A 16,721-nucleotide genomic window follows, 5' to 3' on the forward strand; every position below is an offset into this window, starting at 1 on the left:
TTTTCCCTTTTATCCATTATGTTTTTAAACGGTGTGAGTAATTTGAGTTTTTAGTGCTCTTCTTAATATTTTACCTGTTGTATTCTTTGGAAGTTCTTCCAAGAATTCAATCGAAGCAGGAACTTTATACTTGGCTAAATGTTCTCGGCAATACTCAAGTAATTGCTCTTCAGTCGTATTCGGATTTTTGCTCACAACATAGCATTTAACTGCTTCTCCGAGATTTGAATCTGGCACACCAAGTACCGCTGCTTCTACTACATCAGGATGATTATACAGCACTTCTTCCACCTCACGAGGATAGACATTAAAACCGCCGACAATAATCAAATCTTTCTTTCTATCCACGATGTAAAAATATCCATCTTCATCCATTCTTGCTAAATCACCTGTATATAACCAGCCATTACGTATGGCAGCTGCTGTTTCTTCAGGCATTTTGTAATAGCCTTTCATGACATTCGGACCAGATACAATTAATTCACCCACTGCCCCAACTGGAAGTTCCTCTCCCAGTTCATTGACAATTTTGTTCTCAACATGGAGGATAGAAGTTCCGATTGAACCGGCTTTACGCGGGCGGTCCAGTGGATTGAAGCACGTAACTGGGGAGGCCTCAGATAGACCATAACCTTCAGAAACCCGGACATTGAATTTCTTCTCAAAGTTATTAAGCAGGGCAACAGGTAATGAAGCACCGCCAGATATACATAATCTTAGAGATTTAAAATCTTCAGGATTGCCTTCGGGGTATTGGTATAAGAAATTATACATCGTTGGTACCCCTGCAAAAATCGTCGCTTCAAACTCTTTTGCTAATTCAAAAATTTCCTTAGGACTAAACTTTGGAGCGATCAACAAGGTAGCTCCACTTAATAATGGTGCGTTTAAAGCCACTGTTAAACAGAATACATGGAACATAGGAAGGATAGTGATGACACGGTCTTGATCATTCATCCTTAAATAATCGGCTACATCGCTGGCATTGCTATATAAATTTTTGTGGGTTAACATCGCACCTTTTGGTTTCCCTGTAGTCCCCGAAGTATAAAGAATAATCGCTGTGTCATCATCTTTCAGCTCTGGGCCTTGGTAGGTGAGATCACCAGAGGCAATTACTTCTGTAAACGATTTCATTTTAGAGTAAAGTGTGAGAGATTCAACATTATGCTGAGAAATACCATTTTCACTAGTTTCACAGAATACAAACTTCTTTACCTTAGGCAGGAAGGCATGGACTTTTTCTGCTAATGGAATCGCCATATCTAGCGCAACAACAAGTTTTACATCACCGTTATTTAAAATGTACCCAATTTCATCTGCTGTATAAATAGGATTAACTGGGATGACCGTGGCTCCTAACCTCAAAGCCCCGTATAAGCCAATGACAAAATGAGGCGAGTTCCCAAGTAACAAAGCAACGTGATCACCTTGTTTAACTCCTAACTTTTCAAGCCCGGACGCGAATTTTGTAATCGTCCCATCCAATTCAGCATATGTAGTACCTTGTCCCATAAAATAATAGGCCGTTTTGCCTGCTGCGTTTTTAGCAGTTTCCCGAAGTCTAGTTAATAAATTCATAATTTCCCTCCTTTTTGTGAATGAATACTCATTCACTAAATCGTAAAAATTTTCTAAATATATTATATTTAAAGAAATTTAAGTATTCAAGTAAAACTTTTAAGAGATTCATCAAATTTCCACCTCTACAACTATCCATAACACAATCCCCTTCCTACTCACCTTTTATCAGTCTGTTAATAAGAAGGGGGATTTGTATGACCTTAAAAGGCATGCTCCATTCTTGTGCTTCATTATAAGGTATTCAATTTTTATTTATAAGATATTTACAATAAGGAATAAGGCGTTTGGCAACTTCAAATTCTCTGTTCTTTGAACCTGGTCTCCAATTCACTTCAAACATCCACAATCTTTGGTTTGCATCCATACCAACATCTATACCAAGCTCATCAAAGGAATGTTCATATAAAGTATCAAAATGAGCAGAAAAGGTTAAAGCAAAAACCTCAAGGCTTTCCTTGATCTTTTTCGAATCCTCACCAAATTCATCTTTTAAAAAGGAGGCTAATTCTCCGCGGTAGCCGCCACTGCTTATATTACTAATCATTTTTGCATTTCCACTTATTCTAGGATAAATCAAGTTGATTTCCCATTTCCCTTCACCATTTTTTTGAACATGTAATCTAAAATCATACGTAAGACCATTTTTTGTTTTACATTCAATGAATGGCTGCATCAGAAACTTTTGTCCCGTAATAATTGGCTGAAAGTATCTGTTAAGTTCTTTTTCATTCATATACATTGTGTTGAATTGTTCTGTTACTTTATACTGTTCCTCCGTTTTTTCAATAAAAAACACCTTTTTCCCATGATTTCCAGATAAAGGTTTTATTACGGCTTTCGGCTGATTTTTTAGAAATGAAATAAGTTCTGCAGGCTTGTGCAGCGTAGTGGAAGGAATTAGATAAGAGGCGAACACTTTTGCTTTTTTCACTTTTTTGTACACTTTCAATTTGTTCCCTACAGGAAAGCTTGTTAAAATGGCATATTTTTTTAACTTCTTTAATATTTTAGTCTGGTTCTCCGTTTTTGGGTTACAACTGTTTATCACAACAGCAGGAAAATCTACTTGTTTTTGAATCCACTTCCCTTCCTCATACATCCAGCCATCAATCTTCATGATGTCAAAGTCCACATTATTAAATGAAAAGTAAAAAAAGTGAATCCCCTCCATTTTCGCAACGGCTGCAAAGGGATACGCCTTTTTTACATCTACAGGATTTTTCCGGAAGTGGAGCATACCGATACCTTGCAAATCCATCACATCCTTAGAAAAGTGTCTAAATTTGTTTGTAAATAATATTTAAGAAAATCGGTATTTTTCTACGACCCTACGATAGCTGTGATCCATTTTACCAAGTGACATCTTAAATAGGATCACCATCTCCTCCGTACCAATTTCAGCTAATTTGGATTCTAATTGAGCGGCATTTACAACGGAATGAACCTTACTTGGGTCCATTCCTAAGCTAATCGCTTTTTCACCTGTTAGCTTTGCTGAGGGACCAATGGTAATTAAATAATCTACTCCTCCGTAATCCATAATCGTTTCTCCTATTTTGAGGTGCTGATTTTTTAATTGTGATCCCAGACGCTGCATTTTACCAAGAACAAGGACCTCTTTTTTCCCATTAGATATATTTTTTAGAACTTCTAAGGCTGACACTACGGAACTAGGATTACAGCTCCACGTATCGTCAATGACGGAAATACCTTTTGAGTTATACAGTTTCACATGACGCTCCATTGTTTTAAACGTCTTCAACCTATTGATTGCATCTTGAATTGAAATTCCTATTAAGCTTACTGCTGCGATGGCGGCTAGACTGTTATAAACATTGTGCTCGCCATATCCTGGAATAACCACCTCGTATTGAGTCTTATGAACATGTAATGTATATACCATCCTGTCATCTTCATATCGAATATTAGCTGCACTAAAATCAGCTTTCTGATGCTGACCGAATGAAAGTACACATCCTTTAAATAAACCGGTTGGTAATCTTTTTATATTTGTATCATCAGCATTAATAATTAATGTTCCTTTTTCAGATAGAACTTCTAACATTTCTGCCTTTGCTCTTATATATTTTTCTAACGTTTTGCACCCCTCTAGATGTGCTTCACCAATATTTGTTATGATACCGATAGTTGGTTTAAAATATTTTCCGCTCGACTTAATATTTCCAGGGTAGGCTACCCCCATTTCAAAGACAGCTGCTTCTGTTTGTTCATTTATTCCCATTAAATAGTGTAAATTTAAATGAAGACCATTTTGACTAAGCATCGTGGAATGGACTTGTAAGTATTGTTTTAAAATATGCTTAATCATATCCTTTGTGGTTGTTTTTCCACATGTTCCTGTTACGCCAATCACCGGAATAGAAAAAAGGTTTCGGTAATATTCAATAAACTGGTAATATGCCTTCTTACCATCTGCAACCAAAATAACCGACGCCGATTGATCAACCGAAGTCAGAATATGTTTATTTTCGGTTACAATTGTATAATTCTTTTTTCCCAGTAAGGAATCAGGACTTATACTTTTTTTATTCATATGAAAGTAAATAGAATATTCACTAATATTTTTTATCATTTTTGCAACTTTGCTTATCTCAAATTCAGCGTTTCCTTGAATCATTTTGCCATTTATCACTTCAACAATATCTGCAAGTTTGAGAGTCTTCATAAAATTACTCCTCATCAATCTTGGAATCAAAAAGATACCGCGCATAACTTATTGGTGTGGTATATGTTGCATTCCATACTTCATGCATTTTAGCTTTTCCAAATGTTATTCTAAGATCGCGGCCATTACATTCAATAAACATTGGAAAACCTTCAGTAGTTAAACCTATATCCAGCCCAACATCTGCAAGGTAAGGGAAATACTTATTTAATTCAGTTACAGCTTTAATTGAAAAGTCTTCAATAGAGTAGTAGACTTCGTTAAAGTCCAAGTCAGAAAAATCGTTTAAAAGTTCAGTGAGCGTTTTACAGGTACCACCTTTTGCAACATTGGTTACATAATTTCCTATTTTAGCAACCTTACCAACCATACCTGTTACCTGCCATTCTCCTATCCCATTTTTTTGAACGGAAACACGTAAGTCAAAAGGGCTTCCTTGATACTCAGCAAGAGGAATTCGTTCCTGAATAATGTAATTTTTATTTGAGACCTTTTTACGAACGATTTCTGGCCATTCGGTAGCAAAAGCCTCTCTCTTCTGGTTGTAGTAAACTTCCCAAAGTTCACTATCCTTTTTTTCGACCATAACGACCCCGCCGCCTAGACTTCCACTATTCGGCTTAATGATTAGCGCTTTATGCTTCTCCATCATTTCGATGAAATTCCCTGAACTTGCTCGTTTCGTTTCAGGCAAATGGGACTGCAATTCTTCATTTTTCATAAGAATATTATGAACGTCCAATTTTCCATAACGGTTCCAATCATTAAAAATAATAACCCCAGATTTCTGAAGGTTCTTTATCTTTAACTTTGATTCATTCCTAAAAAAAAGGCCACGATTATGAATAATTTGAGGTATGGCGATTTTTTTCATTTCATATTTTCCCTTGTTACCTTTTACTAGCGCATTAATTTGATTAGTCTCAATCGTTATATCTTTTAATCGAAAAAAGCAAGGACACAGCCCAAATTGTATACAGGCCTCTTCATAAAAACTGATATGTTCAAAATAGGACACGTTAGTCTTAATTCCACTATATATCAACCCATCTACTAATATACCAACGGTCGGAGTATTCATATTCCTAATCTCCTTTTTACTAAAATCCGGCTAAAGCTTTCGCATAACGAAAAGGTGTTACAAATAAAAGTCTCCTTAAGTTATAATTCTTCACTTTTACCAGGCTATCATAGCCGTACCTTTTATTAACTTCTAAAAACCACACTTGATAATTTTGATCAACAATACAATCGATTGCTACATCCCCGTAATTCCCTACACATTTATCTAATTCCATACAAACTTTTTTACACTTATCATAGATTTTTGATTGAATCTGTATAGCTTCTTGATGATTGATTCCAAACAATAACTTAATGGCTTCAATACCCATCAAAAGTTTTTCTACATATTTTAAATTGGTAACAATCTTGTCTTTCCTTGCCACTCTGCCGATCATGCCTTGACATTCCCACTGTTTCAACCCATTTTTTTGCATATATACTCTAAAGTCAACATTTCTATCCCCTATAGTTGTGGATACACCTTGTTGTATAATGTATCTGCGGCGAATAAACTTCTTCAAAAACAGGTTTAAATCAGTTTGTTCACTCATAATAGTTTTTATATTATTTTGATTAACAAAAACATAATTTCCCTGGACATCCATTGTTACATTAAATATCCCTCTGCCTCCTTCACCTTCTGGAGGTTTTATATATACTGTCTGATGCTTTCTTAACATCTGATTAAGTTGTTCGAGACCTGTTAACTTCTCCGTTTCGGGAAATAGCTTTTTCAAATTTTCATTCCTTGAGGCATATTCTGGCAGTTCCCCTTTACAAAAATAGTAAGAGTTAATAACCCTGTCCCCAATTTGTGAAATTAGATCATTATATCTTACTGTATCAATGGGATGCCGTTTATAAACTACATCTGGATATGGGAAAACTCCATAAATTCAACGTGTGGTTGAATTCTCTCCTTGTGGATTATAATAATATCCTTCAATTTGTTTTTTTTCGATATTTATTCCTCTTGCAGCACAAACATAGATAAGTCCCTTAATACTTTGATATTCGGAAAAACGACCTTTTAGTCTATCTAATCTCTTTGGGGTTAATTCATTAGGCTTTAAGTAGGCAACAAAAGCAATGACTGGACCTAAAGAAAGGACTCGCCCGTTAATGACCAATTCATATGGAATATCCTCTGGTAGCGTGAGTTCATTTGACATTCGCGGAATACCAATTGTGTCGTCTGGCAATTCTTCATCAATATTCACTACCAACTCCCTAGAATATCCACCAATTTTTAAAATGATTCTTTGAGAAACAATCCTGTATCGTTCTAACAGTTTCATGGAAATATCGATTGAATCTTGTTTCTGTTGATGACTTATAAAAACCATTGGATTTACCTCCGCTAAAAAAAACTAAAAAGTTTACTTATTATTACATGCAAATATATATCCATTGCCACGGCAGTTTCCCTATAATAAAAAAAATAGCAAAAAAGCACCTATATATAACAGATGCTTCTTGAGTACTTAATCTATTATTGGATAAACCATTCTACTTTATTTTAAAATATTCATAAAACCAATCCTCGAGATTATCAGAAATGGCATCGTAATTTTTCGCAGAAATGGAACTTTTTATTTTTCTTTTCATACTAGTATTGTTGTCCCCATGTACAACAACCCAGGTAACAAGAGGATAATTCACCATTTTATAGTTTTTATTTCTAAGATAATTTGTAACTTTCCCATGTGGAAAAATTACCCACTTAAATTTAGACTTCATCACGACTCTCTTCATAGGGGTTCGAGGGAAATCACTATTACGAAAATAAAATATTGCACCACTTCCACATCCAGTATAAAAACGTTCCCTTACCCATATCTGTTACTTTTCATTTTCGCCATACAACCAGTGTTAATAACAAATGCATCAGCAATTAGATGGGACCTAATATATTCCACAAATCGATAGTGAACCCAATCATCTGCATCTAGAGGCATAAAGTATCCTGAGAACCGCTTCTCCTTAAATAGGCTCCAATCACTCTACATTTACGAAACTTGTCACTGCTATATTTACTAATGTGAGTTGGGGGCGGGAAATGAACAGGCAGCCATGTAACTCTCTCATGTTTCATTTCTGTTATATTTGGTTTTTCATGACCTGCAATTACTATTCTAAAATTTTGGTCCGTATTGTTTATGATTGACCTTAGTGTTCTAGCTAAATTGTTTTGAACCCTTGTCCAATTTCGGGATGACCTTTTACTTTTTAGCGAAATAGCAAAGGCAACTTCTACTTCATTTGGTTTGTTATATACTACAATTTTTATCTTTTCAAAATAATCATCAACCTGATCCAAATGTTCCAAAAGGGTTTGTTTCACATTGTCCGATGAAAGGTCCCCCGTTATTTCGAGCTGAGGGTTCATTTTATCTTTTTTTTAGGCATCGTATATATTTGAAAATCAGACTCACTTGAATGTTGTAATACTACTTCATCCAAATACTGAATTGTTTTTATAATGGCTTCAAATCGTGTGATATTCCTTTGCTTAGAATTTTTTTCAAGTGATTTCATACCCGAGAACAAACGCGCAACCCATCCTGCCAAGCCATACTGACCTGCCTCTCCAGATATGGGTAATCGTTTACTGTCCAAGAAATCATCTTTTCAATAATCCCACTTCCCTGAAATCCCCAGACGCCATAATAACTCAACTTTATCTCGTCGGCCATACCAATAAAGGGTACCATTTTTGCATATTTCCTGTTTTCGAAAAAGATATCGTACCTTGCCAACGCCTTTATAACAAAATAGCTGATAAAAAACGAGTAGAGCTTAAAACAACACTTTACAACCAAAATGAATTACTTATCTTGATGCAAAAGTGTACTTTTACGATTAACTTAAAATTACATGCAAACGTTCTATCAGCAGTGGCAGGAATCCCCTTTATAGCCCTAGGCTATCGTTTTAAAACCTTTGATTTTGCAATTTCCATTGGTTTGGGTGACCTTGTTGTCCCGACCGATGACTCTAACATTCACCGTAGCATATTAAATCTAGTTGATTATATAGAAGAACATCAAGATATCATGCATCACATCCCTCCTCTACAACTGGAATGTGAAAAAAATTGGATCAAATTTTTACTCTATTTACCTAAAGAATTCTATGGTGGAGATAAGTCAGATTGAGAAGGGAAATCAAATCAGATTAAATAGATCTGTAGAAAAATATGGTATTAAGATTAGTTTATTTTCAATTGACCAATCATTATTTAAAGATTTTAAGATTAGAAATCACCTAAAAGTGGAAGTTTATTATCGACTTTTGATCCCCGAGCTATTATCAGAGGATATAGATAAAGCCATTTATTTAGACAGTGACCTTATAGTAAAAGAGGATATTACTAAACTTTGGGATATTAATAACGAAAATGACTTTTTAGCTGCTGTTAAGGTTCATTTAAATTCCAGCTAAAAAAAACATGCCAATCACTCTCAATCCCACCTAATGCCGGATATTTCAATAATGGAATTACTATTTAAAAATAACTTTATGGGATGATAACATTTAAAAAGTTATTAAATATCACCAAAACAGACCCTAATAGTTAGAGCCTGTTTTGGTGATATTCATGTTTTATTTTTAAAAAATAAACGATGAAGTTTAGCCTCCCATAGCAAGATATTTTGCATATAAAATTGGATTTGACTTGACTAAATAATACATTTTCCGGTCTTTAATAATTAACGGGAAATCATGATCTGGTCTCTTATTCATTTCAATAACCCAAATTTTATCGTTTTCATCAATTCCAACATCAATGCCTAAATCAGCATAGGCACCCGCGATTTCATCCACTTTACAGGCCATATCTAAACAAATTCTTATTATTTCTTGGTATTTTTTAAATGCTGTTAACTCGTCATAGCCGAATTGTGTTTTTAATGCTCTTATACCTTCCAATGCAAAGCCATTTGCTTTAAAATTTGAGGATATGGCATTCGTATTTCCGAATCTTGCAATAATGCCTGTACATTGCCAATGGCCAGTTTCATTTTTTTGCAACATTACCCTATAGTCTACCTTTCGATCCTCGAATGTATGAAGCTTGATGGGCTGCTGCAACAAATATAAAGAGTGCTTAGACAGGAAATTAGCCATCTGATCTTCTGATAATTTTATGATTTCATCTTGATAATTTTTCATAATTACATATTGATCTTCAACTTTTTCTATATAATAAATTCCCTTTCCTCTAGACCCGTCCTTAAGTTTTAAATAAACACCATTATATTTCTCTATGAATTTATCTACATTTGCTAAAGTTACTTTATTGGTTGTTTCAGCAAGATGTTCTTTTAATTCTTCAAAGGGGGAAAGCCATTTCCAAAATTGCCATTTGTCAAAATATTGAGCATTAAAAAAACTCTTACCCATTTTTTCTTTTAAACCCTTTAATGTTTTTTGGGATAGCTCTACCCTTCTGAAAATCGCACCCGGAAAGGGAAGTATACATTTTCTCCAATGATTAGGAACTGAAGGATCGTATAAATATCCTGTAATTTTCTCGTTTAAAAAATCAATGTGCTCTTCACAAAAAACAAACAAAACACCATTTATTTGTTCGTATAACATTGCATAAATTAAATAATTATTTAAATACTTTTCCAGTCTTTTTTCTGATTTTCCTAATAATAAACCAATTACAGGACCTACGATTAATTCATCGTTTGAAAATAAGAGTTCATACTTTACATTCGTATCTATTAGTAACTTCGAAATAATATCCTGGCTGACTAGAATATTATGTTTATTGTTTGATTGTAACAATGACAAAGCAATCGGTATCCTTCTTTTTCCAAACGATAAGGTAATGGTTTTCTTACTTTCAATCCCTAAGGAGGCTGCTAGTGTAATTGGAATAGATACCGTGTTACTTGATAAGCTATCAGAAACTATTTCATAAACCACCCCGTCTTTCACCTCCCAAACCAGATAACCATTTAGCATAATGTAAGGGGGCTGATTTTATTTTATAATATAGTTGATAATCATCTGCATCCAAGGCAATGGTCATGTCTGGACTCCGATTATTAATCTCAATCAGCCAAAGGTTATGGTTCTCATCCATTCCAATATCAATCCCAATATAACCTAGATGTAAACCTTTACTCTCTAATACTTTACAACATGTAATTGCCAACTTTTCAATTTCCATATACTTCTTAAATGCATTTTTTACATCATCCTTAAATATTTCACAAAGGGATTTCCAAACTTTTTGTGCTGACCCACCACTTGATATATTGCTTACAATACTATCTACTTCACCAAACTTAGTTACCATTCCAGGAACAATCCAATCACCATTGTGATTCTTACCAACAATCACCCGAACATCCATCACCCTATTATCTTTAGTCAATAATGGTATTCGTTGCTGCACAATATAGTTTTTTAGGCTTATTTCAGACTTCAGGTAATATACTACCGCTTCCCAGGTTTCAAACACAGTTATTATATTTTTGTCTTTTACTCTATAGATTAAATTAAACTCCTGACCCACTTTTGAAAGTTGATAAATTCCAGATCCCTGCATACCTGCCTTCGGCTTAATAAACGTTTGTTGATGAGCCTCTATTAATCTTCGTACATTTTCTACATTTTCACCTAGAACAGTTTCAGGGAGATATTTCCTTATTTGTTCATTATCAGAAAGCGATTCCCACATTTCCCATTTATTAAAAACATGAGAATTAAAGAATTTGTTACCAATTAACTCAAATAAATTCCTCCGGATTGGTTCTTTTATTGGTTTTCTGAGAAAAACAACTGAAGGAAATGGAAAAATCCCCTCCTCCCATTCATGCTCCTTTGGATTAAATGCATATCCAGTGACAAGCTTATTTTTCACATCTATTCCATCTAATGTAAAAAGAAGAATTAGTCCATTTAGATGCTTATAATCAATTAAATAATTTTTATAAATCTTAATTCTTTGTTTAGTCAATTCGTCTATCTTACCGCGAATCAACAAACCAATGACTGGACCAATAATTAATATTTCATTTTCAACCGCAATTTCATACACATCGATAAATTCAGGGAGAAAAAGTCTTTTATAGATTTCACTTGATAAATAAATAAATTGTTGCCGATCATCATGATGTATTAAGGTAACACTTTCCTTTATTGCCCCAATACTAATGGTGATTGAATCTCTGTCACTTATTAATAATTTTTCTAAAACGTTTAAAGGAAGAGATATTGTTGGATTAGGAGTAGAAATTGTTTTTAATATAAGTTTCATGTGAGCTCCCCACCTCACTTTCACTAATGCTGAATCCTTGTAAATGGATAGCATAAAAGATAGGCTGAGAGCGAATTTTCAAGTATATTTCATAGTCCATTTCTTTAAAGCCTTTAAAACTCGGAAAAATATTTGCCTCGATAATCCATGGGTACCCTTCTTGATCAAGACCAATATCTAAACCAAATTCTGCATAGTGTTCGTCTTTTCTATCTATTAAATTACAGAACTTCTGACACAGATTTATCACACTCTCATAAATCTTATCGTATGATTGATCAATTCCTGATCCATTTACTACTTCCTCCAAAGTCATTGCTTCTCCGCCTCTTGCAATATTGGTTAACACCTCATTTTCACCGGCAACCCTGCATTCGATACCAGAGCATTTCCAGCTTTTTATATCATACTTTTGCATTACAACTCTCACATCCAAGGGTCGGTTGTTTATTTTTAGAAGCGGAATATAGGTTTGATACAAATATTGCTTATTTAATAAATTCAACTTCATTAACATTTCCTCTAATGCCTTGGTATCAGGAATCAGATGTCTGAGTAGAAACTCATTTTGATGTTCGTATAGGATATACCCTTCAGCTGGTTTTTGATTTTTTTCAAGTGTAAAGATGCCTCGCCCACGTGAAAGGCTGACGGGTTTTAAAATAATTCTTTCTTTATCCTGAATAAATTTAATTAAATCGTCCATTTTTTTCAAGAGATGTGTGGCGGGGACATGGTTACGAATTTCCTTTTCATCTTTTAATAAAATAAGATCAGATTTCTTAAAGTAATGGGAATTGAATAAATTCTTATTTGTCATTTCAATTAGCAGGTTAATCCGATCAAGGTTCTGATGAAAATTTCTACGGTACAAGGCAGCTGGAATCGGTGCAGAATCATACCTCCACTTTTTTTGGGTTGGATCATACAGCATTCCATATGCAATCTTTTCCTCCAAGTCGATGGAACGAGTGGAAAAGGCAATAACTAAGCCGCCAAATTTCTCATATTCCCTGAGACGGTCAGAGTACTTTTCCATATATGTTGGATTATACAGTTGATTTTTTTCCCCTAGCAACAGGCCAATCGATGGACCAATTATTACTTTATCGTTTGATATCTTTAATTGATATATCAAGTCTATTGGGATATGCATCTTCTTTAAAAGAGAACTAGAGATAAGTACTTCTGCAGGATTGGAAAATGAATTTCGGTTTAAACGATAATCACTTTCAATGATGTCAAGTTTACATGTTTGTTCTTTAATGCCAAACTGAATGAAGATTTGGTTGCTGGTGATTAAGTTTGACTGAAGCATTGGTAATTTCAGGCACATTTCTTCGTCCTGATACTCCTTTAATTTGATCCAGTGATTAATACTATCTTCATTTGAAGGCATTTTCGGGTAATCTTCAGATTCTGGACTTGATAAAAGTTCGGTTGATTGTGATGGATAAGCAAGACTATATTCATTACTGATTTCATCGTGATAATTCTTTTGTTGTAGTATTTCCTTGGCAACCTTGAATGGGAATTTACATATTTTTTCACATATCTTAGTGTTCCATCCAAAAATGTCGTTAACAATGGTACTGACCGGACAGGTTGAACTTAAAGAATAGAAACCATTACTATTTAATGAAAATACAATACCAATCTCGAAAATTCCAGGGTAATAAAAGTGAATGATATCTAAAACCTTTTGGCTATACTCCCATAATTCATCCATTGAGGCATCTTCTAGATAGTATAATTTTTGGCTGGAATCTTTTGCGTATATAATCGGGGATTTCCATTTATTATTTAACTTTTTTTGACCTAATACATATAAAGTAAATAAAGTATTGTTAGCGTCGTTTTCTTCATCAAAATCTATTTTTATATCAGAATATGAATCTATTAATGCACCTAATTCTTTTTTCTTTATTATATGGTGCTCATTAAGGACTTGAAATTTGGGGTGGTTAGAAAGTTCCCTTAATTTTTTGATATTCTTTTTTTTATAAAACATTGTTGGGTTATAGATAATTGATGGGATGTCAATTGTATCCTTTTTTACTAATGAATTATTCTGTAGTTCAATTGCTTGGGTTTTTAAACTCTCGAGCGAAATATCATTAATTGTAAAGAATTGAATTTTTAGGTTTAACTCTTTTCCTTTCCTAGCATAAATATGCCATATTTCGTCTTTTTTGTTTTGTTTGCTAAGTAGCTTACTCCATTCCCTTTTAGAAAGTAGTACCCCAACGGTTTCCATCCTCATGACTCCACCTCCTAACATAAAACAGGTAATTAGGACCTTTACCATAATTTATATTCATTGCTTATTAAAAGGTATGGGCAGATATTAAACTTAGCCATTTTTCATCCTCTTTTATACGATTTAATGGTTTCATAAGAGCCATCATTTAATAATTTAAACATGGATACAGCAGGAGTTAGATTTGCTTCTATAATCCAGACCTTCCCTTCAGTATCAATACCAAGATCTATTCCGTATACACGTTTTTTGGTATAGGAATTTGCTAATTGCCCCGCAATTAACAAGGAAACTTCCTCTAAATCAGTTACAATATCTTTAATATTTTCGTTGTTTACCAATGATATTTCAATTGCATTTTCCACAGATAATATAGCTTTTGCTGCATTAGTCACAATAAAATTATTTGCTGCCACTCTTGCAAGTTTACCCGTTACTGCCCATTCTAATGAATCCTTTTTCCTTTGTACCATTACCCGAACATCAAATGGATTATTATTTATCGTTGCAAGTGGAATTCTTTGCTGAACGATATACCGGTGTCTATTTCTTGGAAAGTGATTCTCTTTTAAGTAATCGTAGATGTTCTCTTTTCCGTTTATCAACGTTTCACTGCGTTCAATATGAAGTACGAATTGTTCATTTGATAATGAAGAGATTTGGATAATTCCTCTCCCCTGAAAACCATTGCATGGCTTTACCATTATTTGATTATATTTGTCTAACATTGTATTTAAAGAAGTTCTATTCAAATATTGTGTATCAGGTAAAAAGGATGCAAGTCTTTCATTCTCCAACATCAATTTATGTTTTGTCCATTTCCCAACAGAAACACGCATTTTATTTCCCCTTTTTAATTAGGCTGTATTAAATTTGCCTGTTGATTTCCGCTCCAATCAACAGGGTGCAAAATCAACATTTAGCATTAACACAGCCTTTAATTAAAAGCCAAATTTCTCGGAACATTACCCATTTTAGTTTTTTATTCACTAATAATTTATTCTAAGAAATAGAGAAGGGATGGACTTTTAATCAATCAGCATAGAAATAATAAATTAACCCGAGCCTAAAAAAATACACGGTGAATATTTCACCGTGTAAAACTCTAATATATAAGGTTGATAAATTCTTCTTTTGATACATTTCCAAAATAAAAGGTTGTGTCGACGTCTTTAAGTGCCGCTTCTATCTCGCTCTTTTCGTAGCGAACATGCTTTAGTTTATTTTCGATATCACTTACATCGCCGACACCGAAAAAGTCACCATAGATTTTACAGTTTTCAATAATTCCTCTATCAACATCTAAGCGAACATCAATTTGCCCCACTGGGAAGCGATGGGAATGCTGGAGATTAAATTTCGGCGATTTGCCGTAGTTCCAATCCCAATTTTGATATCGTTCCTTGGAAAGTTGGTGGATATTCTCCCAATCCTCTTCCGTTAACACATATTCCGTTACTTCTTGCCCTTGAAAAATAAACTTCAGCAAAGCAGAACGAAACTCTTCAATAGTCCATTTTTCTGTCAAAAATTCTGATATATTAGCCACCCTGCTTCGAACAGACTTGATTCCTTTGGATTCGATTTTATCCTTTTTTACCCTCAGGGCTGAGACAATATGCTCCATTTCGGAATTGAACAGCAGTGTACCATGGGTAAACATCCGTCCCCTGGTCGAGAATTGGGCATTCCCAGATATTTTCCTGCCTTCAGCTAAAATATCATTCCTGCCGCTTAATTCTGCATTTACTCCCATCTGTTTTAGTGCAGCAATCACCGGCTCTGTAAACTTACGGAAATTGTGAAAGCTATCACCGTCATCTTTTGTGATGAAGCTAAAATTAAGATTGCCAAGGTCATGATAGACCGCTCCCCCGCCAGACAATCTGCGCACCACATGGATACCATTACTCTCAACATACTCGGTATTAATTTCTTCTACTGAATTTTGGTTTTTTCCAATGATAATCGATGGCTCATTTATGTAAAATAATAAATACGTTTCATTGATATCAAGATTTTTCAACGCATATTCTTCAATGGCAAGATTTATTCTTGGATCGGTAATGCCCTTATTATTAATAAATAACATACGATCTTTCCCCTTCTTATAGTGAAATAGTTTGAAATTCTTCTGCTAGTTTTATTATACCAGTATATTCCGTACTGGCTTCACTAATAAGCTTAGAAACCTCTCCGTAATGCGGCAGATGGGTAAGAATTAGTTGTTTAACTTCAGCTCTTGCAGCAAATCTTCCTGCATCAACGCTATTCATATGACCTGCTGATTTGCCGTTTTGGTGCTGATAAAAATTACATTCACATAATAATAGGTCTGCGCCTTTACTAAACTCAATAAATTCTTCTTTAAAGGAACTATCTGCTGTGTACACAATCGACTTTCCGTTTGCTTCTATCCTCATTGCATAGCAAGTCACCGGATGGTCCGTTTTTAAAAAGGAAACTTGGAAGGGACCAACAGTCAAAACATCATTAGGTAAATATGCATTTCCCTTTGTGATTTCTTTGTAGGTTAACTTCGCAAATTCTGTATTGTCTAAAGAATGGCCATAGATAGGTAATGTCGGAAAACTCTTTCCTAAAAAACCCTGTATCAATCGTGCGTGCTGCAGGACCCCAATATCTGCAATGTGGTCAGGATGATAATGAGAAATTAATACCGCATCAAGCTCTTCTGGCTCAATGATATTTTGCATTTTCGCAAGAACACCGCTGCCACAATCAATTAACAGATTAAATCCTTCATGCTCCAGTAAATATCCTGAACTTGCGCCATTTTTTTTCGGGTATCCACCCCAAAAACCGATAATTGTCAACTTCATCTA

Annotated in this window: 17 protein-coding genes; 2 read left to right on the forward strand and 15 right to left on the reverse strand. The window is 34.4% G+C overall.

The window, feature by feature from the left end; genetic code table 11:
* Positions 1–24 precede the first annotated feature (24 nt).
* From QFZ28_RS22825 to QFZ28_RS22865, 9 genes are all read right to left on the reverse strand, one after another.
* Positions 25–1,581, reverse strand: coding sequence for a fatty acid--CoA ligase family protein (locus tag QFZ28_RS22825; protein ID WP_307196783.1), 1,557 nt, complete (start codon positions 1,579–1,581; stop codon positions 25–27).
* 244 nt (positions 1,582–1,825) lie between these two features.
* Positions 1,826–2,836: a YheC/YheD family protein gene (locus tag QFZ28_RS22830; RefSeq protein WP_307196784.1), complete on the reverse strand. Its 1,011-nt coding sequence runs from the start codon at positions 2,834–2,836 to the stop codon at positions 1,826–1,828.
* A gap of 48 nt (positions 2,837–2,884) precedes the next feature.
* Positions 2,885–4,270 carry a UDP-N-acetylmuramoyl-tripeptide--D-alanyl-D-alanine ligase gene (locus QFZ28_RS22835; RefSeq protein WP_307196785.1) on the reverse strand — a complete coding sequence of 462 codons (1,386 nt, stop codon included), beginning with the start codon at positions 4,268–4,270 and terminating at the stop codon, positions 2,885–2,887.
* Positions 4,271–4,274: 4 nt separating this feature from the next.
* Entirely contained in the window at positions 4,275–5,351 is a 1,077-nt protein-coding gene (locus QFZ28_RS22840; protein ID WP_307196786.1) for a YheC/YheD family endospore coat-associated protein, read from the reverse strand.
* Between the two features lie 19 nt (positions 5,352–5,370).
* The gene (locus tag QFZ28_RS22845; protein ID WP_307197098.1) at positions 5,371–6,231 is read right to left on the reverse strand and encodes a YheC/YheD family protein; all 861 of its coding nucleotides are present in this window, start codon (positions 6,229–6,231) and stop codon (positions 5,371–5,373) included.
* Positions 6,232–6,681, reverse strand: a complete 450-nt coding sequence (locus QFZ28_RS22850; protein ID WP_307196787.1) for a hypothetical protein — start codon at positions 6,679–6,681, stop codon at positions 6,232–6,234.
* A 163-nt stretch (positions 6,682–6,844) separates the two neighbouring features.
* Entirely contained in the window at positions 6,845–7,075 is a 231-nt protein-coding gene (locus QFZ28_RS22855) for a hypothetical protein (RefSeq protein WP_307196788.1), read from the reverse strand.
* A gap of 208 nt (positions 7,076–7,283) precedes the next feature.
* Positions 7,284–7,724, reverse strand: a complete 441-nt coding sequence (locus QFZ28_RS22860) for a hypothetical protein (RefSeq protein WP_307196789.1) — start codon at positions 7,722–7,724, stop codon at positions 7,284–7,286.
* Entirely contained in the window at positions 7,721–7,954 is a 234-nt protein-coding gene (locus QFZ28_RS22865) for a hypothetical protein (protein ID WP_307197111.1), read from the reverse strand. Before QFZ28_RS22865 ends, QFZ28_RS22860 begins: the two co-directional genes overlap by 4 nt.
* Between QFZ28_RS22865 and QFZ28_RS22870 the strand changes: the two genes are divergently transcribed.
* Together QFZ28_RS22870 and QFZ28_RS22875 are read left to right on the forward strand one after the other, a co-directional pair.
* The gene (locus QFZ28_RS22870) at positions 7,864–8,493 is read left to right on the forward strand and encodes a polysaccharide pyruvyl transferase family protein (protein WP_307196790.1); all 630 of its coding nucleotides are present in this window, start codon (positions 7,864–7,866) and stop codon (positions 8,491–8,493) included. The two genes, QFZ28_RS22865 and QFZ28_RS22870, sit on opposite strands and share 91 nt — an antisense overlap.
* On the forward strand, positions 8,474–8,779 hold the full coding sequence (locus tag QFZ28_RS22875; protein WP_307196791.1) for a glycosyltransferase family 8 protein: 306 nt from the start codon (positions 8,474–8,476) through the stop codon (positions 8,777–8,779). Before QFZ28_RS22870 ends, QFZ28_RS22875 begins: the two co-directional genes overlap by 20 nt.
* Before the next feature lie 189 nt (positions 8,780–8,968).
* Here the strand turns inward: QFZ28_RS22875 and QFZ28_RS22880 are convergent, their stop codons facing one another.
* From QFZ28_RS22880 to QFZ28_RS22905, 6 genes are all read right to left on the reverse strand, one after another.
* On the reverse strand, positions 8,969–10,276 hold the full coding sequence (locus QFZ28_RS22880; protein ID WP_307196792.1) for a YheC/YheD family endospore coat-associated protein: 1,308 nt from the start codon (positions 10,274–10,276) through the stop codon (positions 8,969–8,971).
* A complete protein-coding gene (locus QFZ28_RS22885; RefSeq protein ID WP_307196793.1) occupies positions 10,266–11,615 on the reverse strand; it encodes a YheC/YheD family endospore coat-associated protein in 1,350 nt (449 codons plus the stop codon). Before QFZ28_RS22885 ends, QFZ28_RS22880 begins: the two co-directional genes overlap by 11 nt.
* On the reverse strand, positions 11,581–13,878 hold the full coding sequence (locus QFZ28_RS22890) for a YheC/YheD family endospore coat-associated protein (RefSeq protein WP_307196794.1): 2,298 nt from the start codon (positions 13,876–13,878) through the stop codon (positions 11,581–11,583). Before QFZ28_RS22890 ends, QFZ28_RS22885 begins: the two co-directional genes overlap by 35 nt.
* Positions 13,879–13,979: 101 nt before the next feature.
* On the reverse strand, positions 13,980–14,714 hold the full coding sequence (locus tag QFZ28_RS22895) for a YheC/YheD family protein (protein WP_307196795.1): 735 nt from the start codon (positions 14,712–14,714) through the stop codon (positions 13,980–13,982).
* A 266-nt stretch (positions 14,715–14,980) separates the two neighbouring features.
* Positions 14,981–15,967, reverse strand: coding sequence for a lipoate--protein ligase (locus tag QFZ28_RS22900; protein WP_307196796.1), 987 nt, complete (start codon positions 15,965–15,967; stop codon positions 14,981–14,983).
* Between the two features lie 16 nt (positions 15,968–15,983).
* Positions 15,984–16,718 (reverse strand): MBL fold metallo-hydrolase, encoded by a 735-nt coding sequence (locus tag QFZ28_RS22905; RefSeq protein WP_307196797.1) that lies wholly within the window; start codon positions 16,716–16,718, stop codon positions 15,984–15,986.
* Positions 16,719–16,721: the final 3 nt, after the last annotated feature.

Source organism: Neobacillus niacini (assembly GCF_030817695.1).
Taxonomy (GTDB): Bacteria; Bacillota; Bacilli; order Bacillales; family Cytobacillaceae; genus Neobacillus; species Neobacillus niacini_F.